The organism is Geobacillus uzenensis (assembly GCF_002217665.1).
Lineage (GTDB): Bacteria > Bacillota > Bacilli > Bacillales > Anoxybacillaceae > Geobacillus > Geobacillus subterraneus.
The window spans coordinates 291,822-312,505 of sequence record NZ_NEWL01000010.1; the positions used below are offsets into that span (position 1 = coordinate 291,822).

Consider the following 20,684-nt stretch of genomic DNA (forward strand, 5'->3'; position numbering starts at 1 on the left):
TTGTTTTCCACTTATTCTATTAGTTGGCTAATGTAATTTGATGGATAATTCAAAATTTTATCCTGTATGTTAGTAGGAAACAATTCTTTAATATCTTTGAGGTAATAACTACCATCACGAAGTAACGTATGACCTAAAACTTTCAATGAACCTTTATTTTTTTCTACATGTAATACGATTGGATCGGACATCCCACTTCCTTTTTCTATTACTTCTCCTTTATTATAATATTCTTGAATTAACGCCCAAAGATATACTTCACTGACAATTTCATCAGTCCCCAATATTTCATATGCAGCAAATCACGAGTGTTGATTATCCAAAATTAGACATACGCCTTCCATAAATTTGGGCATACTCAAACAAAGCAGCGGCCATCCCGGATTTCCAATCGAGAGGAAGCTGCCCAGAGAAAAAACGGCGAACGAACGAAATGAAGGAAAGAGAGACATTCGTCTGTTTTTTGGTTTGATCATACAGCCATCGCAGCAACACATACGCGATGAACGCCGCAAACAGTTGGTTGTATACCGCATTTTCCGTCGTGCCAAACAAGGTCGGGACATTCAGATATTGCTTCACCCAACGGAAAAAGACCTCAACAGTTCAACGTTGTTGGTACATGTCGGCAATGGTTTCCGCAGACGCATGGAAGAGGTTCGTCACGACCCGAATGTCGCGGCCATTCGCATCTCGAAAGATCACCACCCGGTGACGCTTGGTGGAGCGGCATTGTTTCGTCCCCAACTGGCACGTGAAGTCGGCTTGAACCGATGAGGATGTGCTGGAAAGGCGTTTCAAGCTTTTTTTCTGATGAAGTTCGATGTTGTCCTTCATCCGAATGACAAAGAGCTGATGCTGCTCCACAAATCGATCGAGGCGTTCGATTTTGAAATACGCCCGGTCTTCCACCAGCACTTGTTGAGCGTTCGTCAACTGTTCTCCCACCGGGCCATCATGACGCAGTCCGATGGTTTCCACCACGTCTGCCGGCAGCGAGGATTCCGGCGAATACGCGACGTGCAGCTTCACTCCGGCGCGTTCGCCGTGATACGGCGCCCATGGCAGGCGGTTTTTCCCGACCGTGACGGTCGTCGAATACGAATCACGATCCCCAACCGCTTCGGCAATCCGTTGAATCTCTTCATCCGAAACAAGTTTTTGCATCAAATTCGGGAGTGTGGTATGCTTGTTCATAGAGAGCACCTCCTGGGTTTGTTTGTGTCGTTACTCACATTCTACAGGAAAGGTGCTCTTTTTTCTATACCCTTTGGATTTTATTGGATAATCAACACGCCTGTAAAAACATCATAATCGGAAGAGGGAGCAGGGAGAGACGTGATGCAGACAAGGACGCCGACGATGAAAACATGCCAGACACTGCTTGAGGAATTTCAGCGTGCACCGCAGCCGCTCAAGGCTGAGAAGCTCGTGTTTGCCGGTGTCGGTGAGCGGGATGTGTACAACATTTCCGCGCCGTTTGAAGACGATGGCGAGTGGGTGATCGCCGGACGGGTGGAAGAGAGGGACAGCGAGCAATCGGAAGTCTACTTTTTTGTCGAACGAGAGGGAACATGGGTGCCGCGGGAAGGAGCGCCGGTGTTTGCGCTGCAAGATCCGTTTATTTCGCGTGTGCACGGGCATCTCGTGTTTGGCGGCGTGGAGACGTTTCCTCATCCTGTGCTTCACGGGAAGTTATATTGGCGGACCGTGTTTTACCGCGGGGAAACGATTAATCAATTGATGCATTTTCTTACTGGGCCTGATGGAATGAAGGATATTCGGCTTGTTGAATTGCGGGATGGATCGGTCGGGGTTTTCACCCGTCCGCAAGGGAAAAAAGGCGGTCGCGGAAAAATTGGGTTCACCCGCGTCGGCTCGCTCGATGAGTTGACGGTGGAGGCGATTGAGAATGCCCCATTGATTGACGGCCAATTTGCCGATGAAGAATGGGGAGGCGCCAACGAAGTGCATTTGCTTGGCAATGGGTTCGTCGGCGTCTTGGGCCATATCGCTTGTTTCGATCAGGAACGGAACCGCCATTATTACCCGATGGTGTTTTCGTTCAATCCAGATACTGGGGAAGCGTCGGAAATGGAGTTGATCGCCGCAAGGTCGCATTTCCTTGATGGGCCGGCGAAACGCCCTGATTTGGCGGATGTGGTGTTTAGCGGTGGACTGATTCGCAAAGAGGATGGCACGGCCGATTTTTATGCTGGAACCAGTGATGCGGAAGCGCAAAAACTAACGATTGTTGATCCATTTTCGAAATACGAAAGGCAGGGATGATCATGCATCTTTACCGTTATGAAGAAAACCCGCTGATTACACCGAACGATGTGCCGCCGTATCATGACGGATTTGAAGTGATCGGGGCGTTTAACGCCGGGGTGGCGATGTTCCAAGGGGAGGTGTTGCTGCTGCTGCGGGTGGCGGAGCGGCCGGTTTCGGATGACCCGAACGTGGTGAAGGCGCCGGTGTGGAATCCGCGGACGGGGAAGGTCGATGTGTACGCGTTCCGCAAAGACGACCCGCGCTATGACTTTTCCGACCCGAGAGTCATTAAAGAGGCAGGGACGGAGCGGTTTTTGTATTTGACATCGCTCTCCTATTTGCGCCTCGCCCGCAGTCAAGACGGGCGGCGGTTTACGATTGACGAGCGGCCGTTTATTTATCCTTCGAATGAATTAGAGACATTCGGGGTGGAAGATCCGCGCATTACGTGCATTGACGGGACGTACTACATTTATTTTAGCGCCGTGTCGCCCAAAGGGGTCGGCGAGGCGATGGTGTCGACGACCGATTTTCGGACGGTTGTGCATCACGGGATGATTTTTGCGCCGGAAAACAAAGATGTGCTCATTTTTCCGGAGAAGATCAACGGCAAATATTACGCCCTTCACCGCCCGGTGCCAAGAAGCAACGGCCGACCTGAGGTGTGGATCGCGGAGTCGGACAATTTGCGCTACTGGGGGAACCACCGCTTTTTGTTCGGCTTGCGGGAAGGGAAATGGGACAGCGCCCGCATCGGCGGCGGAGCGGTGCCGATCAAAACGGAGCGCGGCTGGCTTGAGTTGTACCACGGCGCATCGGATGACCACCGCTATTGCATGGGGGCGGTGCTGCTCGATTTGAACGACCCATCCAAAGTTCTCGCCCGCTCGGAGCAGCCGCTTGTCGAGCCGGAAGCGGATTACGAAGTGAACGGCTTTTTCGGCCGCGTTGTTTTTTCATGTGGGGCGCTCGTTGACGGCGATGTCGTGAAAATGTATTACGGTGCCGCCGATACGTCGATGGCGTGTGTGGAACTGCGGCTTAGCGATATTTTCGCTTCGCTCGGCAAGGGATGAAAAAGAGCGCCTGCGCATTAGGGCATGGACGGAAACGCCTAAACAGATCAGGCGTTTCTTTTTTTTTGTCGTTATCATATAGCGGGTTGAACGTTTTTTTCGCCGACAAGGATCGGGATACATTTCTTCTTGGCTAGGAAGATTTGATATAATGGAAAACAACGTCGATGTATCGTACGTATCCATACTGATGCAGGCTTGGCGTGCGGAAGCCGCGCGCGCTGGTCGGGGCAATGGTGGTGACGGCATGGCAATAAAACGTTCATTATGGTTGAAGCTGTCAACGATTCAGTTGATCATTCTGTTTTATTTAGTGGCGGTCGCGGTGTCGACGGTGCTGTTATGGCTGCCGATTGTACATCAGCCGGGAGTGGAGCTTCACTGGATTGATGCGCTGTTTACGGCGGCGAGCGCCATTAGTGTGACCGGGTTGACGGTTGTGTCGATTCCGGAGACGTTTAATACGTTTGGGATTGTTTTGTTGATTGTGATGATGCAGGTGGGCGGCGTAGGGTTAATGATGCTTAGTACGTTCATTTGGCTGTTAGTTGGCAAAAAAATCGGGTTTCGTGAGCGGCAGCTGATCATGACCGATCAAAACCGTCTTGCGCTCTCAGGGCTCGTGAAGCTCACGCGGGACATCTTTTTCTTGATTCTGGCCATTGAAGCGGTCGGTGCGCTGATTTTGGGCGTGTATTTTTTGCGTTATTTTCCGACGTGGCCGGAGGCGCTTTTGCAGGCGGTGTTTGCGTCGGTCAGTGCCACGACGAACGCTGGATTTGATATTACCGGCCAGTCGCTGATTCCGTTCGCCGGTGATTATTTCGTGCAAGTCATCCATATCATTCTGATCATTCTAGGCGCGATTGGCTTTCCTGTGCTCATTGAGGTGAAGGAGTTTTTGTTTGCGCGCGACCGAGGGCGCTACCGGTTTTCGCTGTTTACGAAGTTGACGACGGTGACGTTTTTTGCCCTCGTCTTCTTTGGCACGGTGGCGATTTATGCGCTTGAATGGAGCCATTTTTTCGCTGGAAAGCCGTGGCACCGGTCGCTCTTTTACGCCTTGTTTCAGTCGGTGTCATCGCGCAGCGGCGGTCTGGCGACGATGGATATGAACGAGTTTTCCGAACCGACGTTATTGCTTTTGAGCGCGATGATGTTTATCGGTGCTTCCCCGAGCAGCGTTGGCGGGGGCATCCGGACGACGACGTTGGCGGTGATTTTGTTAACGGTTTGGCATTATGCGAAAGGGCGCTCAGCGGTCAAAGTGTTCGGGCGTGAAATTCATGAGGAAGATATTTTAAAATCGTTTGTCGTCTTTATCGGCGCGCTGTTCCTTTGTTTTGCGGCGGTTCTTGCGCTTTCCGTCTCGGAATCGTCCCTTCCTGTCGTCATGCTTTTGTTTGAAGTATGTTCAGCGTTTGGGACGACCGGGCTGTCGCTCGGCATTACCTCTGAGCTCAGCCCGTTTGGCAAGATGGTGTTGGTGGTCGTTATGTTCATCGGCCGGGTCGGCATCATTTCGTTTTTATGGCTCATCCGCGGCCGGGCGGTGAAAGATAGTTACCATTACCCGAAAGAACGAGTCATTATCGGTTAGAAGAGGAGGAAGGAATCATGAAAAAAGTGCGCAAAGCGATCATTCCGGCAGCGGGCCTTGGGACGCGGTTTTTGCCGGCGACAAAGGCGATGCCAAAGGAGATGCTTCCGATTGTCGATAAGCCGACGATTCAATATATTGTGGAAGAGGCGATGGCATCCGGCATTGAGGACATTATCATCGTCACCGGGAAAGGGAAGCGGGCGATTGAAGACCATTTTGACTACGCGTTTGAGCTCGAGCAGCTGCTGAAGCAAAAAGGAAAATTGGACTTGCTTGAGAAAGTAAAAGAGCCATCCAAAGTGGACATCCACTACATTCGCCAAAAAGAGCCAAAAGGGCTGGGGCATGCCGTTTGGTGCGCGCGCAATTTCATCGGGGACGAGCCGTTTGCGGTGTTGTTGGGCGATGATATCGTCCAAGCGGAAAAACCTTGTTTAAAACAGCTCATTGAGCAGTATGAACAAACGTTCAGCTCGGTGATCGGCGTCAAGCGCGTGCCGGAGGAAGAAACGCATCGCTACGGGATCATCGACCCGCTCGAGCAGCAAGGCCGGCGCTACCAAGTGCGCCGCTTTGTCGAAAAACCCGCTCCGGGCACAGCGCCGTCGAACCTCGCGATCGTCGGGCGGTACGTGTTGACGCCGGAAATTTTCTTGTTTTTGGAGAAGCAGGAGGTCGGCGCAGGCGGGGAGATTCAGCTCACCGATGCGATCGGGCGGTTGAATGAAATTCAGCGTGTCTTTGCCTACGAGTTTGAAGGAAAACGGTACGATGTCGGGGAGAAGCTCGGCTTTATCGAAACGACGATTGAGTTTGCCTTGCAAAACGAGGAGCTGCGGGATGACTTGCTTTCGTTTTTGGAGCAGATTGTGGCGAAGGAGAAGCGGTGAGGACAAGCGGCGAAATGGGGGTGCATGCCAAACGCGGTTGGCCAAAAATAGGCGCGCGATCTGCATGAATGGCGAACCGTTTGGTGGCGGGATGTTGGTGATCATCTAGGCTGGATTGCAACATCTGCTTGTACGGTGAACCGTGTGCTCTGACGCATGGCGGCCTTACAAGTCGGAGCAGCACGGAAAAAACGATTGCCCGGCATGTGTTCGTTTTGTGAAATTTTTGTCGAAATGTTCGTGTTGTTCCGTGAAAATGGGACGGTTACAATGAAATTAGAACAAATGTTCTTTGTTGGATTCGTTTCCATATAAAAGGGGAGGGCAGGTGAACTCGGTATGATTCAAGCGTTTGAGGTTGAACATTTCGAAAACATTTGGTGCATTCAATTGGACGAGCTAAAGAGCATCAATTTGTTTAGTGGGAAAAACAATGTTTGGAAAACGACGATTTCAAGTTCTGGGTGTATTTTTTCTCAAGATCATTAACACGCGGGGTGATCATATAGACTGAAAATGGCCGCAAGAGGAGGGTAGGTATGGCTCGCATTCGCATTGAGCATTTTGGGCCAGTGGGGCTGTTTGATGAGGAGATTACCGATGTAACGATTTTGATTGGTCCTCAAGCGAGCGGAAAAAGTACGATTAGCAAACTGATTTTTTTCTTCCGCTCTATTCCGGATGAATGGGTAAATTATTTGCTTTCGTCCCGACAAACGGATGAGCACAGCCCGTTTTTTGAGTTCAATAAATATCTTAGGAGAAAATTTGTCGGCTACTTTGGAACGACAAAACATATGAGACCGTTTCACATTCGTTATGAATATAGTGACGGAAAATTTGTGCGTCTTGACTTAAAAGATGGTTATGTGCAAATCCACTTTAGCGATTCCTTGAAAAAGGGGATTTTAGAGACGTTCAAGCACGTTATTCAGTTGAAAAAAGAGACGCAATATCAAGAGCGGCTGTTGACTGATTTTTGGAATGTCTCATCTTGGAAAGCGCGGCAACAAAGTGTTGTAGAAACAATTAAAACGTCTATTGATGAAGTATTTGGCGATTCGAAAACATCGATCTTCATTCCGGCAGGCAGAAGTTTAGTCGCGACGTTGTCCGATCAGCTGCAAGATATTAACCCACGGCAACTCGATGTCTTGACAGAACAGTTTATCGAACGAATTAACTTGCTAAAGAAGGCGTTTTCGCAATCGTTTGAGGAAATTGTCGAGGATCGGAAAAAATTTTCGACAGAGAAAATTGACTTTGAGGCGATTCGGTTTGCCATTGATATTATTGAGCGGGTGATGAAAGGAAAGTACATGTTCTCTGACCAGGGAGAAAAAATCTTTTTTAATGAAAGAGAGTATACAAAGCTAAAATTTTCATCCTCAGGGCAACAAGAAGTAGTGTGGATTTTGTTGCTTATATTCACGGTTATTTTGGAACGGCGACGAGTGTTTATGGTGATTGAGGAGCCTGAGGCTCACTTGTACCCGAGCGCGCAAAAAGAAATGGTCGCCTTGTTTGCATTATTGCTAAATGCGACGGATAATACGCTAGTGATTACGACTCATAGCCCATATATTTTATCCGCTTTCAATATTTATTTGTACGCGGCTAAGATTGGAGAAAAGCTAGATCGACGCGCCGAGCCGATTGTGGACCGAAAGCTGCGCCTTTCTCCGGAGCGGTTAAAGGCCTACATGCTAGAGAGCGAGGGAGGGAGATTCCGCTACCGAAGCATTATCGATGATGAATTACGGTTAATCCAGGCCGAAGCGATCGATGAAGCATCGTCTGCCATCAACCGTGTTCTGGATGAGCTTATGGAGGCGGAGGAAGAGGGGGAATAAACATGGCTAAGGAGGGGTTCGGATGATTCGCGCCATGGTCGGCGATCTGACCAAAGTGGAAGGAGTCGAGTACATTTGCAATGCCGCCAACGGCATCGGGCCGATGGGCGGCGGCGTGGCAGCGGCGATCCGTCGGGCGGGGGGACGTGTGATCGAGGAGGAAGCGATCCGCGTCTGTCAAGCGCAAGACCCTAAGCCCGGCGATTTGTACGTGACAGGAGCAGGCTCGCTGCCGTTTCGCGGGGTCCTTCACTTAGTGACGATGAAGCAGCCTGCAGGGGCGACGTCGTATGACATCGTTCGGGCGTGTCTCGAGCGGCTCGTCGCGCACTGTCGGGAGAACGGAATCAAGAAGGTGGCGTTGCCAGCGCTAGGGACAGGCGTCGGAAGGCTTGACAAAGAAAACGTGGCGCAGTTGTTTGTCGAGGTGTTGGGTCCGGTCGAGGATGTAGAGTTTGTGGTGGTGGATATTGATCAAGCATTCATCCGTTTTGTCCAACAGCGCCAATAAAGGGAGAAAAAGGGCCTTGACTTCGTCTTGGCCCTGCTTTTTTGGCAATGAATAACGTGTTTCCTTCTTTCTCATATCATATTATAATAAGAACACACGAATGAATGAGTTTCATTGACTTTCTCATCCGGCCGACAGGAGGTGGCATCATCGTTGATGTCCGAATGACGAAGCCGGTGTGAAAGGGAGTGGGGTTTCCTGTTCGAACCGCGATCAGGAAAAACAGCCAAAAATGCCAATGTGGGCGTTTTGGGCGCCATCCGGAGGGATGAATCATGTTATTCTCATTGCCAACATTAAAGACATGTCAAGTGTTAGTAGACGAATTTCGTTCGGCCCCACAGCCGTTTGAGCCGGAAAAGCTTCGCTTTGCGGGTGTCGGGGACCGAGACGTTTATAATATTTCCGCACCGTTTGTGGATGAAGGAGAATGGGTGATCGCTGGGCGCGTCGAGGCGCGCGACAGCGAGCAATCGGAAGTGTACTTTTTCGTCGAGCGCGACGGCGTCTGGGTTCCTCGTGACGGGGCGCCGGTGTTCGCCTTGCAGGATCCGTTTGTGGCGCGCATTCACGGCCAGTTGGTGTTCGGCGGCGTGGAGACGTTTCCGCATCCGGTGTTTGACGGCGAGCTGAGCTGGCGGACGGTCTTTTACCGCGGACCGAACATTCGCCGCTTAGAAAAGTTTGCCGAAGGGCCGGATGGGATGAAAGACATTCGCCTTGTCGAGCTGAAAGATGGCTCGATCGGCGTGTTCACCCGGCCGCAAGGGGAAAAAGGCGGACGCGGGAAAATCGGGTTCACCCGCATTTTCTCGCTCGATGAGTTGACGCCGGACGTGATTGAGGCCGCGCCGATTTTGGACGCCCAATTTACGGATGAAGAATGGGGCGGCGTGAATGAGGCGCATTTGCTGGCGAACGGGCTTGTGGGGGCGCTTGGCCATATCGCTTGCTTTGACGAGCACGGCAACCGCCATTACTACCCGATGGTGTTCGTGTTGAACCCGGAGACGATGGAGCGTTCAGAGCTGGAATTGCTTGCGCTTCGCTCCCACTTTTTGGATGGTCCGGCGAAACGGCCGGATTTGGCGAACGTTGTCTTTAGCGGCGGACTCATCCGCAAAGGCGACGGCACGGCTGAGCTGTACGCCGGCGTGAGCGACGCCGAGGCGCAAAAAATTTCGCTCATCGACCCGTTTGCGAAATACGAGGCGCAAGAGCTCGATCGGATGTATGCTTCCGTTTAGCGAAAGGATCGGTGCGACAGACCTTCTCTATGAATGGGGAAGGTTGGCGGCCGGTCCTTTTTTGCATTTGGCCGGTTTCTTGCCTTGTGCGAAGGACTTCGGTTTGACATAAACGTGACTTGTTCGGTGACGGTGTATGTGCTCAATGAGGAACGGCTGTATGAGCAGGCGGATGTTCAAGTGAAAACGGGAACGGTTCGCTCCGTGTATTTTCCGGGGCTTGCAATCGACATGCCCGAATTGTTTCGTTGACAAGGTGCTGAGAGGATGGCTTGAAAGCGAACAGCGTGGGATCAATCCCACGCTGTTTTCGTGAAAATGCAGGACTGGCGCGTGATTTTCATCCCCGGGTGGAGGGCAAAGCGTGCTGCCCATGGACCTTTCCGTGAAAATGCGCGTGCCTTGATGATTCATGTTCATGCCCGGGTGAAGGGCAAAACGTTGCCCATGAGATGTTTCGATGAACACACGTGCCTGGATGATCCTTTTCATGGCTGGACAAAGAACAACACTTGTTGATGAAGTTTTTTCTGTGTCCAACAGGATGTTCATCGCCTGCGTGATGTCCTTTACGGTTGTTTTTGCCGCTTTTCCCGCTCCTTCATTTTCTCTTCCATCCGCTTCAGCAGCTTTTCCCACGGGTTTTCCGCCGTTTTTTTCTTGCGCTTTCGTTTTTCTTCCGCCATGCTCAAGCGCCTCCTTTCGCGGCGGCCGATAAGGCGAGCAAGTCGCGCAGTTCGTCATCGGACAGTTCGGTGATCCATGCCTCGCCTTCGGTGATGATGTCGGCGAGCGCTTGTTTTTGTTCGAGCATCTCGTCGATTTTTTCTTCGATTGTCCCGACGGTGATCAATTTATGGACGTGGACGAATTTCGTCTGTCCGATGCGGTAGGCGCGGTCGGTCGCCTGGTTTTCCACCGCCGGGTTCCACCAACGGTCGAAATGGATGACGTGGTTGGCCGCTGTTAAGTTGAGCCCGGTGCCGCCTGCTTTGAGCGACAAAAGGAAAATCGGCGCTTTTTTCGCTTGGAACTCATCCACCATCCGGTCGCGCGTTTGTTTTGGGACGCCTCCGTGCAAAAACAACACCCGCTCATCAAACAAGTCGGAAAGCAGTTCTTGGATCATCTCGCCCATTCGCACATATTGCGTGAAGATGAGGCACGATTCGTCGTTGGCGCGAATTTGCTCGATCAGTTCGATGAGCTTTTCGAGTTTGTGCGACCGTTCGACGAGCTGGCGGGGTCGGCGTTCTTTCAAATACAGCGCCGGATGGTCGCAAATTTGCTTCACACCGTTTAGCATTTGCAAAATCAAGCCGCGCCGCGCAAACGGACTGGCTTCCTTTGCCCGTTCGAGTGTGTCGTTGACGAGCTGCTCGTACAAGGCAGCCTGTTCGGCCGTGAGCGGGCAATATTCTTTTTGTTCAAGCTTATCCGGCAAGTTGAGCGCAACCGCTTCATCCGTTTTCGTCCGCCGCAAGAGAAATGGGCGGATGAGCGTCTGCAGCGCCGCTTTTTTATGGGCATCTCCTTCTTTTTCAATCGGCCCGGCAAAGCGCCGCTCAAACTCCGCACGGCTGCCGAGATAGCCGGGGTTGAGGAAGTGGAAGATGCTCCAAAGTTCGCCGAGACGGTTTTCAACCGGCGTGCCGGATAAGGCAATTTTATGTTTTCCGCTCAAGCGGCGGATGGCGCGCGCTTGTTTTGTTTGCGCATTTTTGATGTTTTGCGCTTCATCAAGGCAAATCGCATGCCAATGAATCTGTTTTAAATCGTCTTGGTCCAAATGAGCAAGGTTGTAAGACGTAATGACGAGATCGGCCTCGCCTGCCGTTTGCACGAACGCATCGTGTTTCGCCCGGTTCGGTCCATGGTGCACGTAGACGCGCAAGTCTGGGGTGAAGCGGGCGCATTCCTTTTGCCAGTTGCCGATCACGCTGGTCGGGCAGATGAGCAAGGCCGGCGTGTCCGGGCGTTCGATTTCTTTGACGTGCGCCAAATAAGCAAGCAGCTGCACCGTTTTGCCAAGCCCCATGTCATCGGCCAAGCAGGCGCCAAAGCCGAATCGGCGCAAAAAGACGAGCCAGTCGACGCCGCGCTGCTGATACGGGCGGAGCGTGCCGTGAAAAGACGGCGGCACATTCGCTTTCGGCAATCCATCCAGCTGCTGGAGCTGGCGGATAAACGCCCGGAATTGGTCGTGGACGTCAATGTGGATCGGGATCGATTCGTCCGCTGCCTCTTCGCGCTCCTCTGCTTCCGAAAGCAGCGTTTGCGCCACGATGTCGTGGATCGGCACGCCTTCTTTTTTCGCCTTTTCCATGAGCGCCTGTGCGCGGCGGACAAGGGCGGGATCGAGAATGAGCCATTGGCCGCGCAGGCGGATGAGGCGCCGCTTTTGTTCCGCCAAAGCGGCAAACTCCTCTTCTGTCAGCTCAATCCCGTTGGTCGCGACGCGCCAATCGAAATCAGCGAGCCGCTCAAGGCCGAACAGTGATTCGGCGTTGACGGAAGGCGACAGTTTCGCTTTGATCGACAGCTGCGCCTGGCGGATATCGTGCCACCAGTCGGGAAGCAGCAGGCGCACGCCCGCTTCCGTCAGCTTTAAGCTGTCTTCGGACAAAAAGCGCCACGCTTCTTCATTAGACAGTTCCGTCCGCAGACCCTCCCCGGCGTCAAGCCACGGCACGATCGCGCAAATGCGGCGAATGGCGCGCTGGATCGATGATTCATATGGGCGCCAAGCGCGCGGAATGTCGCTTGCGGGTGCGATGACGCTGTCGTCGACGGCGATTAGCACCGCTTCAAGCGTCCATACGTCGCCTTCCTCGGACGGCTCGACAAGGCGCAGTCCGACGACAAACGGCGGCCGGTCGCCGAGCCATCCGATTTGTTCGAGCCAGTCGTCTTCCGTTCCGGTCCATTGGCCGCTGGGGGAGGCGATCAATGGATAAGTGCGAACGATTTCGCCCCAAATGCCGCGAAGTTCCGGGTCGCGTGAGAGCCAGTCGGCGACCGCAAGCGACCGCCATGTGGCGACGAACGGATCGGGATCGTCATCCGCGCCGCGCCAGCGGGTGCGTCCTGCTTCGCTCCATGCGCCGCCTGTGCTTTTCCACAAGGAAGCATCTGGAAGGAAGCGGCGTTCGCGCAAACCGTTCCAAATATGCTTCGCCCACTCTTCCAATCGGGCGGTGAACTCGTCTGCCCATTCAATGGCGGAAAAGCGTGAGTGCGGACGCAAAGCGAACAGGGTGAGCGCCTGCCACGGCGACAGCCGCACGATCCCGTTTTCACCGTCATGGTCGATATCGAGCAAGGTGCCGTAAAACGTCTCTTCGTGCCAAGCGAACAAAGTCGACGCCCATGACGAGACAGGCGTGGAGCTTGAGAGTTCGAAGCATTGATCTTCTTCGTCCCACTTGCACGAAAGCCGAATCGTCTGCAACACGTTCATGAGAGCAATTTTCCTTTCTTCAATTCTTCATGAAACGCGCGCATGCGCGCCGTTTTGGCGAGCAGTTGCTCGAGATAGGCTTCCCATTGGTCGAGCCGCTTCATCGAACGGTAGTGGGTCCGCAGCGTTTTCAAATGGCGGACCGCCCTTTGGTAGCTCGCCCGGTTTTTTTCTTCCAGCCGCCTCATCACGGCCCGATGATATAACGGCATCACGAGTTCTGGATTGCGCGCTTGCAATGTTTTAAGCAGCTGTGGATGCAATTCATCGGCGGTGATGTTCGCCCATAAAAACAGGTCAACGACTTCTCGGTATCGCCCTTGCCGATACAAAAAGTTGGTATAATAGTTGACGCTGTATGGAAGACTGCGCTGCAAAAAATCTTCCCATGCATCCGGTCGGTTTCGTTGGCGGGCATACATTTTAAACAAATGAACCGCTTCGTCCAAAAAACTTCCCCGGGCGAGGTCGGACATGTGGGAAAGATAAAGCGGCCAATCGTCCTTGGCTTTTTCCCAAACGGATTCAAACCGCTTGACGAGGCCGTTGGTGATGAATCGCCCGATCCATTCAATCAAAAACAAGCCTGCCTGATGGGGAAACGCGCGGTACAGAGCCATGGCTTCGTCATCTTCGCCAAGCAAAAAGGAAAGATGGGCCGCCGCCATGGCGGCGCGGGACTTGCCGTATTCATTGGCGAGCCGAAGCAATTCCATTCGTTCTTCCTGCCGCCATGCTGGCTTGGTGAACAACAACTCCCACGCGGTTGTGTAAAAGTCATAGCCGAATGATGACAGCCCTCCGTCCAAAAACAGTACATCACGAACATACGGAATCGTCTGTTCAATCAACGCGTTGAGCGACCGCGGCAGCGATTGAGTAGACAATTTTTCCAAGGCGTCAAAGGCACGGTCGGCGACATAGTTGACGTCCTGCTGCCAGGAAAACTGTCCGTAAGAGGCGAATACGACGTCGTTCCACCCTTGCGCCTCCCCGTACTGCCGAAGCTTTTCCAACAAAAAGAGGGCGGCATGAAGCTCCCGCAACGGACGGGCGCCAGCTTGCTTCCTTTCGTTTTTGCCAAGTTTCGGGAGCAGCTGGACGGCTAAACGGTACGGCCAGTTTTGGCCGTTTTGATGGCGGGAGAAAAAGTCTTGATACTGTTTCTCAAATTGGTCCCGCCAATCTTCGACGGTTTCATTTTGAGTGATGGAAAGGGCGGTCGGTTTCCCCACCCTTTTTTGAGCGAGCGGCTCCCGTTCATGGGGAGCGGTTGTCTCTTTCCACAACGCTTCGATTTGCCCTTTTTTCCAAAGGCGAAACAGCTCACCGCTGTCGAACACATTGCCGTATACGTAAAAAAACAGCGCCAAAATATGCGGACATAGCCCGTCCGTCCCGCATGGGCAGCGATGGCGGCGGGTGATGTTGGCCAAATCAAGCATGACATCATGGGGGGTGATGTCGGAAACGACCCCTTCCACTTCGTGGCTGTTGATCACCATGACGTTATAGACCAACCCGTTTCTTGACAAGTCGCGCCCTTTTTGAATGAGATTGTGGAAAATAGGAAACGGCAATTCTTTCAGCAATTCCCCAGCCGCCTGCTTCAAAAGCGGCTTGGAAACGGTTGTTTGCAACATGTCGGTCCGTCCTTTCCGTTCCATTCCTTATCATCTAATTATAGCATGTGACAGCGTGTCGAAAAAAGAGGGGCTATGTGATAAAACGCGTCTGTTCTCGAGCGGGCATGAAAGGACATCGCGAGCTTTTGGACGTGCGCGCGTCTTGATAGAAAGAAAGCCGATGATGGTTGACCGTCTATCGATGATGGTATAATAGGAATAGAAAAAGTCCAAATGGAAAAGAAAGCAGGTGCATCGAATATGGCGGAAACGCCGCGGAACGCGTTATGCCCGTGCGGAAGCGGGAAAAAGTACAAGCATTGTTGCGGAAAAAAAGAGGCGGTTTCGATTTCGTCATTGATTGACCGCGAGTTGATCGAATGCATGAATGATATGCGTCAGTTTGTTTTACAGCGGTATGAGAGGGAGGCGGAAGAGCTTTTAGACCAGTTCCCGCTTGATGAGATGCCGGAGGAACTCGAGCTTGGCGTGCAGATCATGGCGGTGAACTGGATGTTGTTTTGTTGGCCGCTTGATGAAACAGGACAAACGATCTTTTCTGCTTACCGGAAAAGCCGTCATTGGGAGCGGTGGCGCCCGTCCGTTCAGGCTCACATCGAGAGGTGGGAAGGAGCCGTTCCGTCGCTTGGCGAGTTCATCGGCTATGAGGACGACAATCGCCCCGTTGTCCGGGATTTGTTGACGGGAGGGGAAAAGATCGTTCATTTATTGGCTTCCCATCAATGGCCGAGCGTGATCGAAACAGGAGATGTGGTGTTCGGCTTCCTTGTGCCGTACCAAGACGTGTTCACGTGTTTCACAGCGGTGTTTCCGCTCCCGGCGTCAGGGAAAGATCGATTGCTTCGGGCGATTCAACAAGAAGGGGAGTGGAGCGGTCAGCCATCGGCTTTATGGATGCGCGATCGGTTCGTCGCTGTGCTTTCCGATGTGCTCTTGGAGTGGCTTTGGCAGTTCGCCAAACAGTTCAAATGGGATGATCCGAAACAAGCGGCCGTCATTCGCGAGCTCGATGAAAACGAGCCGGAGGCGCCAGCGGCGCTGCTCAATCAAGCGTTCGCCATATGGGCGATCTATTGCGGAAAAACATCCCGCCTCCCTTATTCGGTCCCCGTCTACGCGGCGGCGCTCCGCTATGTGGCTGGGCATTTGATGAAGGCGGAAGGATCGGAGGTGGAAGACATCGCCGATCGGTATGACGTGATGCCAGAAGATGTGCGATCGGCGGCGTTGGATTTTTTCCTGATGGCTGTTGATGATGAAGACGACGAGGAATGGCTCGATGACTGGGAGGAAGACTGGTTCGAAGAGGAAGGGGATGAGCTTGATGCGCGCATCAATGAATGGATCGATGACATCGATCTGATGTTGATGCGTGAAGGATGGGACGAGAAGCGAGTCAACCGTCATATTGACCGCGCCATCCGTTCGTGGCGGAATGAAGGCCTGCTTGAGGAAGTGAATGAAAAAGAATTGCGTAAAGAACTCCGCGATGTAGCGTGGGAGATCTTCACCGATCGGGGATTCATCTAGAAGCTGGCAGAAAAACGGGCGCTGCGCGCAAGTCAGCGGCATTTCGTCAGAAAGGAAAGCCGGTTCCACAAGGGCTCTCTCATTCAACCATCATGGAGCTCAACCCAAGCCCTCTATAAGTAGAAACAGGGAATGGAATGCGTTCCATTCGTGAAACTCCAAAAAAAGCGGCGGGGAACGATCGGTTTTGACCGAATCCATAATGGATTGGGAAAAATGGCTTTGTGCGCGATTCCGACCGTTTTTAACATAAATCAGCCAGAAGTCCCCCACCTCTACAGGTGGGGGATGAATGGCGTTCGGTTTTTCTGTTTTTCTCTTTCTTCTTTGGATGGCAATAGAATACAATAAACATAGGAGGTGAAACCATGTATCGAACGCTGAAAACCCGTTTTCGGGCAAAGAAAGAAGTTATCCAAAAACTATTTGAATGCAATCGTATCTCCGCAGAAGTTTGGAACGAATGCCTTCGTTTGGCAAAAGAACATCATTTGGAAACAGGAAAATGGATAACCAAAACGGAACTGCAAAAAGCAACAAAAGGTCGTTTTTCTATCCACAGCCAAAGCATCCAGGCGGTTGTGCATAAATATATCTTTGCCCGTGATGGGGCAAAAGAAGCACGGAAAAAAGGAGAAAAAATCAAATATCCATACAAAAAGAAAAAACATTTCAACACGAAATGGGCAAAAGATGGGTTTGTTTTGCATGAAGACGGAACGTTGGAACTGTCGCTAGGAATTTGGAATCGAAAACGACAATCTCCTTTGGTGGTGAAAATCGACAAAGAGAAACTTCCAAACGGAAAAGTCAAAGAAATCGAGTTGGTCTATGACCGTGGTTTGTGGCTTTGTTTATCGTATGAAGATGGGAAAAAACCAAAAGAAAATCCATGTAAAAACCGTGTTGCTATTGACCCAGGGGAAATTCACACCATCGCAGCCATTTGTGAAAATGGGGAAAGCCTCATTATCACGGGAAGAAAAATAAGAAGCATTCATCGGTTGAGAAACAAGAAATTAAAAGAACTGCAAAAACTCATGAGCAGATGCAAAAAAGGCTCCAAACAATGGAAAAAGTACAATCGGGCGAAACAATATGTACTTTCGAAATCAGAGGCACAACTAAAGGATGCACTGCACAAAACCACGAGACAATTTGTTCGTTGGTGTTTGGAAAACCAAGTGAAAGAAGTCGTCATTGGAGATATCGAAGGAATCCAACGGAATACGAAAAAGAAACGAAACAAAAAGACCAATCAGAAATTATCCAATTGGTCGTTTGGAAAATTATTTGATTATCTCAAATACAAATTGAATGCCGAAGGAATTCAAATCGAGAAAAAAGATGAAAGTTATACCTCGCAAACATGCCCTGTTTGCGGGAAGAAAAATAAATCTTCTTCTAGAAATTATACATGTCAATGCGGGTACAAACGACACCGTGATATCCATGGGGCAATGAATTTATTTGCCAAAGTATATTATGGTGAAATCCGCCCATTGGAATTTACGGTCAAACCGTTTACGTATCGACGGATTGCTTAGGTATGAAGTCGTAGATGGCGAGTTCCCGCCCTTGAGTATCATGGATACTCATGTTGCCTGTGGCTCCCAACGGGACGGGTGCCAGGTGTTGCCTGCAGATAGGCTGCCAACCAGCCTATCATGCATCCACCTCCGAAGGGGAAACAGGAAACCCCCACTTCGATAAGTGGGGGAGGTTCATTATCTTGGTCGCCGTTTTGGAAAGGAATGATTAGAAGGGAGGATTTTGCATGGCAATCGGCCGAAATGACCCGTGCCCGTGCGGAAGCGGGAAAAAGTATAAGAAGTGCTGCATGAACAAACAGCAGGAGCGTGAAATCAAGCGGGTGCGGCAGCGCCGCTTTTTTGACCAAAAATATGAGCTGTCGCAAATGGTGCAGCGGTTTTTGGATGAATCGCTGTCTTATGATGAACGCGAAGCGGTCAACCGTACATTTCGCCGAATGATCGAACAAAAGGATCATCGTGAAGAGTTGAAGGTGTTTGAGACGCTTTGGCGTTTTTTCCTCCATCGTTATCCGAATGGATTGCGCGGCGTTGAATGGTTTCAACAGGAAAAAGGGCGTCGTCTGTCTCCGGAGCTCAAGGAAATGTTGGACCGCTGGGTTCGACTTGTGCCGCGCCTTGTGCAATTTGTCGATTTGCATGATGAAGGAGGAGTGGCGGTCGACCGGTTGACGGGCGAGAAACTTCTCATGCCGTATTGCGAGACATTGGAGGTTGTGCGCCCTTGGGGCGGCATGTTTGCCTTTTTGGAGCCCTTTGACGGCGGCTATTACGTTTGCGGTGTATCATCGATTGTGGATCCGAAGGGCGTGGAACGGGCGGAAGAGAACATTCGCGTCTTGTTGACGCAAACTGATTGGCCGTATGAAAAGGTAGCCGTTGAACATTTTCTCGATATCGTTGATGCAGGCTATCCTCCGAGGGCGGACGATGTGCAAGAGGAGCGCACGCGATGGACGTATGAATACGAATGCCAGGAAGCCGCTGAGGCGATGAGGAAGCTTGCTTCGATCGGACGCGCTCACATTGATCATGACGATGGGGAGAAAGTGGAAGGTTCATGGTGCACCAATGTGTACCATTATGTCGGAGTGATTTCCCCCAAGCTGATTCGTGTATTTGAATTAGGCGGGTCATTATCCGCTCATCGGTCGCGTCTCGTGTTGTCTACCGAGGAGGAAGGGACGGCCGAACAGCTCGTGTCGCTGCTGCAGGCGTTTGGGTATTCCCCAAAAGAACGAAAACGGGGGACAGAAGCCGTTTTGCGCCGAAAAGGGATCGAAAACGTTTCGCTTCATATTGATTCAGACCCAGACTCTCCCCCTTGGGTGGCAACGATGGCCGGATTGGATGTTCAAATGGAAAAAGCCCTTCACATCCCGCTTGAGAAATGGAATGGAAAAACCCCTCACGAAATGGCGCGCGAGGGGCGTGTGCAGGAAGTGGATGAGTGGCTGAAAGAGTATGAATTCCATTTGTTTAACATGCAAGAACGAGCCAATTTGCCGGTGCTCATCGGAGTGAATTCCATTCGCTCCCGTTATGGATTGCCCCCATCTCCGTTTAGCTCATCACATCGTCTTTCGGACTTATGGAAAATGAAATGGATGGGGCCGGAAAGAACCGAGACATTGTTGATCCGCGCGGAATGGGAAGGGATGTATTTTACCGATGACGCATTGGCGTTTTATAACGAAGTCATCGTGAGCGGAGAAAAAGAAGCCAAAGAGGCGTGTTGGGCCGTGGTTTTGCTCGTGTGTGAATATATGACCGGGCGGACGTTTTCATCGTGGGAGGACGTAGGAGAAGAAGACTGGAAACAATGCATCGTCGATCAAATCCCGTCAAGATGGAGTTCGTTTTCATGGGAAGTGGTGAGCCGAGCGCTCGATATGTTGCTTGAGTGGGCCGATTGGCTGGACCGCCGTTATGGAACGAATCATCGAACTGTTATTGGTGCCGTGCTGGAAGAGGTCAGAAGCGAATTGGAACATTGCTTTGCTTTGCTGGATGAATGGAGGGGCGAGAACGGAAAGGGGGATGAGGAACTGATGGCTTGGCAGCTTGCTCGTTTGTTTGGTTTGCCTATTTCCCTTTCCGTCGGTTTCTCGTTTTTCCGCGTCAAGCGTGTGGAACAGGGGAAGGCGGTGCTGGATTGGCTTGCCCATAACCGAACGGTGACATGGGACATTCCGAAGCGGGCAGAGCCGCATCTGTTGCCGGGCATGTATATCGTCGCCGCGACCGATCGCAACGGCAAGCTGGACGATCTTGCCCGCGTATATCCGCCGTCTTTCTCTCCGTACGTAGAGCCGTGGCTTCAGGCGCTGCAAGAGTGGCCAGACAAGGTGGAGAAAGAACGGGCTGCGTTTCAAGAGCGCCTGCTTGCCTCGTTGTCCCGTTTGCTTCGCCGGCCGTAGGCGTCCCGATGAATGACGGGGCGCTTGTTTCTCTCGGCTCGGCCTCTATGATTCTCCATTATGCAGGCAAGCCCAATGGTAAGAGTCATTCATCCTATTTCGCGCAGGAGACTCCCACTTCAACGACCAAAGGGAGTAAGTGGGAGAGGAATGCGCGTTCCCCCCTTTCTTTTGTGTATGATATAATAAAGGCGTGGAGAAAACCGTTCAATAAAGGCACTCCAATCACGGCTACTCGATGTATGGAGTTGGTTACAGGAAACGTTGTAACCGTAAAACATCGAGCGTAGGTCCGTCTGTTGTGTGTGGAAGCCAAGTACTGCCAACAGACACACCGAGAGAATCGGTAACGATGCAGGCATGACCTGCGTCGTTGGGTAGTCGTCAACCTGCCCCCTGATGCAACCCCAAGTCAAGGAAGGAGGACGAAGTCCGTTTGCACTTCTGGGGAGTTGCAAGCCCCCACTTCAAGCGTTAGCTAAGTGGGGGTAGTTGACATTCTTAGGATTTTGGTCCATCACCATAACGTGTGCTTGAGAAGCAGGGTTTTTCTCGTTTTACCGAGAAACGGATGAGGACGCGAATGATCCAAGAATCCTACACCTTTAGGAGTGCGGAGTG

Annotated in this window: 14 protein-coding genes and 1 pseudogene; 11 read left to right on the forward strand and 4 right to left on the reverse strand. The window is 51.7% G+C overall.

The annotated features are described in order from the left end of the window. Window positions 1-11: 11 nt before the first annotated feature. Both B9L21_RS17475 and B9L21_RS16965 read right to left on the reverse strand, forming a co-directional pair. A complete protein-coding gene (locus tag B9L21_RS17475) occupies window positions 12-284 on the reverse strand; it encodes a hypothetical protein (protein WP_143424865.1) in 273 nt (90 codons plus the stop codon). A 31-nt stretch (window positions 285-315) separates the two neighbouring features. Beyond that, window positions 316-1,197 (reverse strand): annotated as a pseudogene (locus B9L21_RS16965) (IS4 family transposase). A 144-nt stretch (window positions 1,198-1,341) separates the two neighbouring features. Between B9L21_RS16965 and B9L21_RS16970 the strand changes: the two are divergent. The 8 genes from B9L21_RS16970 (at window position 1,342) to B9L21_RS18165 (ending at window position 9,706) form a co-directional block, all read left to right on the forward strand. Then, entirely contained in the window at window positions 1,342-2,289 is a 948-nt protein-coding gene (locus B9L21_RS16970) for an MTP-1 family protein (RefSeq protein WP_063167246.1), read from the forward strand. A gap of 2 nt (window positions 2,290-2,291) precedes the next feature. Further along, a complete protein-coding gene (locus B9L21_RS16975; RefSeq protein WP_063167247.1) occupies window positions 2,292-3,350 on the forward strand; it encodes a glycoside hydrolase family 130 protein in 1,059 nt (352 codons plus the stop codon). A gap of 247 nt (window positions 3,351-3,597) precedes the next feature. After that, the gene (locus B9L21_RS16980) at window positions 3,598-4,950 is read left to right on the forward strand and encodes a TrkH family potassium uptake protein (RefSeq protein WP_063167445.1); all 1,353 of its coding nucleotides are present in this window, start codon (window positions 3,598-3,600) and stop codon (window positions 4,948-4,950) included. A gap of 17 nt (window positions 4,951-4,967) precedes the next feature. Beyond that, window positions 4,968-5,843, forward strand: a complete 876-nt coding sequence (galU, locus tag B9L21_RS16985; protein ID WP_063167248.1) for a UTP--glucose-1-phosphate uridylyltransferase GalU — start codon at window positions 4,968-4,970, stop codon at window positions 5,841-5,843. Window positions 5,844-6,382: 539 nt separating this feature from the next. After that, entirely contained in the window at window positions 6,383-7,696 is a 1,314-nt protein-coding gene (locus B9L21_RS16990) for an AAA family ATPase (protein ID WP_033009135.1), read from the forward strand. 22 nt (window positions 7,697-7,718) lie between these two features. Beyond that, the gene (locus B9L21_RS16995) at window positions 7,719-8,207 is read left to right on the forward strand and encodes a macro domain-containing protein (protein WP_020755180.1); all 489 of its coding nucleotides are present in this window, start codon (window positions 7,719-7,721) and stop codon (window positions 8,205-8,207) included. Window positions 8,208-8,482: 275 nt separating this feature from the next. Continuing rightward, entirely contained in the window at window positions 8,483-9,454 is a 972-nt protein-coding gene (locus B9L21_RS17000) for an MTP-1 family protein (protein ID WP_063167249.1), read from the forward strand. 126 nt (window positions 9,455-9,580) lie between these two features. Next, on the forward strand, window positions 9,581-9,706 hold the full coding sequence (locus B9L21_RS18165) for a hypothetical protein (protein ID WP_257722313.1): 126 nt from the start codon (window positions 9,581-9,583) through the stop codon (window positions 9,704-9,706). A 436-nt stretch (window positions 9,707-10,142) separates the two neighbouring features. Here B9L21_RS18165 and B9L21_RS17010 read toward each other — a convergent pair whose 3' ends face one another. After that, window positions 10,143-12,914 (reverse strand): DEAD/DEAH box helicase, encoded by a 2,772-nt coding sequence (locus B9L21_RS17010; protein WP_063167251.1) that lies wholly within the window; start codon window positions 12,912-12,914, stop codon window positions 10,143-10,145. After that, a complete protein-coding gene (locus tag B9L21_RS17015) occupies window positions 12,911-14,557 on the reverse strand; it encodes an SWIM zinc finger family protein (RefSeq protein ID WP_063167446.1) in 1,647 nt (548 codons plus the stop codon). The genes B9L21_RS17010 and B9L21_RS17015 overlap by 4 nt, the downstream gene beginning before the upstream one ends. A gap of 216 nt (window positions 14,558-14,773) precedes the next feature. Here B9L21_RS17015 and B9L21_RS17020 point away from each other — a divergent pair, with 216 nt between their 5' ends. The 3 genes from B9L21_RS17020 to B9L21_RS17035 all read left to right on the forward strand — a co-directional run bounded on the left by B9L21_RS17020 (window position 14,774) and on the right by B9L21_RS17035 (window position 20,063). Then, window positions 14,774-16,090: an SEC-C domain-containing protein gene (locus tag B9L21_RS17020; RefSeq protein ID WP_011232730.1), complete on the forward strand. Its 1,317-nt coding sequence runs from the start codon at window positions 14,774-14,776 to the stop codon at window positions 16,088-16,090. Between the two features lie 368 nt (window positions 16,091-16,458). Beyond that, the gene (locus tag B9L21_RS17030) at window positions 16,459-17,637 is read left to right on the forward strand and encodes an RNA-guided endonuclease InsQ/TnpB family protein (RefSeq protein ID WP_011231306.1); all 1,179 of its coding nucleotides are present in this window, start codon (window positions 16,459-16,461) and stop codon (window positions 17,635-17,637) included. A 230-nt stretch (window positions 17,638-17,867) separates the two neighbouring features. After that, a complete protein-coding gene (locus tag B9L21_RS17035) occupies window positions 17,868-20,063 on the forward strand; it encodes a YecA family protein (protein ID WP_063167252.1) in 2,196 nt (731 codons plus the stop codon). Window positions 20,064-20,684: the final 621 nt, after the last annotated feature.

What these genes read in the sequence shown, in the direction of transcription:
- B9L21_RS16970 (WP_063167246.1), top strand. Translation starts at nt 1,342, where the DNA reads ATGCAGACAAGGACGCCGACGATGAAAACATGCCAGACACTGCTTGAG.
- B9L21_RS16975 (WP_063167247.1), top strand. Translation starts at nt 2,292, where the DNA reads ATGCATCTTTACCGTTATGAAGAAAACCCGCTGATTACACCGAACGAT.
- B9L21_RS16980 (WP_063167445.1), top strand. Translation starts at nt 3,598, where the DNA reads ATGGCAATAAAACGTTCATTATGGTTGAAGCTGTCAACGATTCAGTTG.
- galU (WP_063167248.1), top strand. Translation starts at nt 4,968, where the DNA reads ATGAAAAAAGTGCGCAAAGCGATCATTCCGGCAGCGGGCCTTGGGACG.
- B9L21_RS16990 (WP_033009135.1), top strand. Translation starts at nt 6,383, where the DNA reads ATGGCTCGCATTCGCATTGAGCATTTTGGGCCAGTGGGGCTGTTTGAT.
- B9L21_RS16995 (WP_020755180.1), top strand. Translation starts at nt 7,719, where the DNA reads ATGATTCGCGCCATGGTCGGCGATCTGACCAAAGTGGAAGGAGTCGAG.
- B9L21_RS17000 (WP_063167249.1), top strand. Translation starts at nt 8,483, where the DNA reads ATGTTATTCTCATTGCCAACATTAAAGACATGTCAAGTGTTAGTAGAC.
- B9L21_RS17010 (WP_063167251.1), bottom strand. Translation starts at nt 12,914, where the DNA reads ATGAACGTGTTGCAGACGATTCGGCTTTCGTGCAAGTGGGACGAAGAA.
- B9L21_RS17015 (WP_063167446.1), bottom strand. Translation starts at nt 14,557, where the DNA reads ATGTTGCAAACAACCGTTTCCAAGCCGCTTTTGAAGCAGGCGGCTGGG.
- B9L21_RS17020 (WP_011232730.1), top strand. Translation starts at nt 14,774, where the DNA reads ATGGAAAAGAAAGCAGGTGCATCGAATATGGCGGAAACGCCGCGGAAC.
- B9L21_RS17030 (WP_011231306.1), top strand. Translation starts at nt 16,459, where the DNA reads ATGTATCGAACGCTGAAAACCCGTTTTCGGGCAAAGAAAGAAGTTATC.
- B9L21_RS17035 (WP_063167252.1), top strand. Translation starts at nt 17,868, where the DNA reads ATGGCAATCGGCCGAAATGACCCGTGCCCGTGCGGAAGCGGGAAAAAG.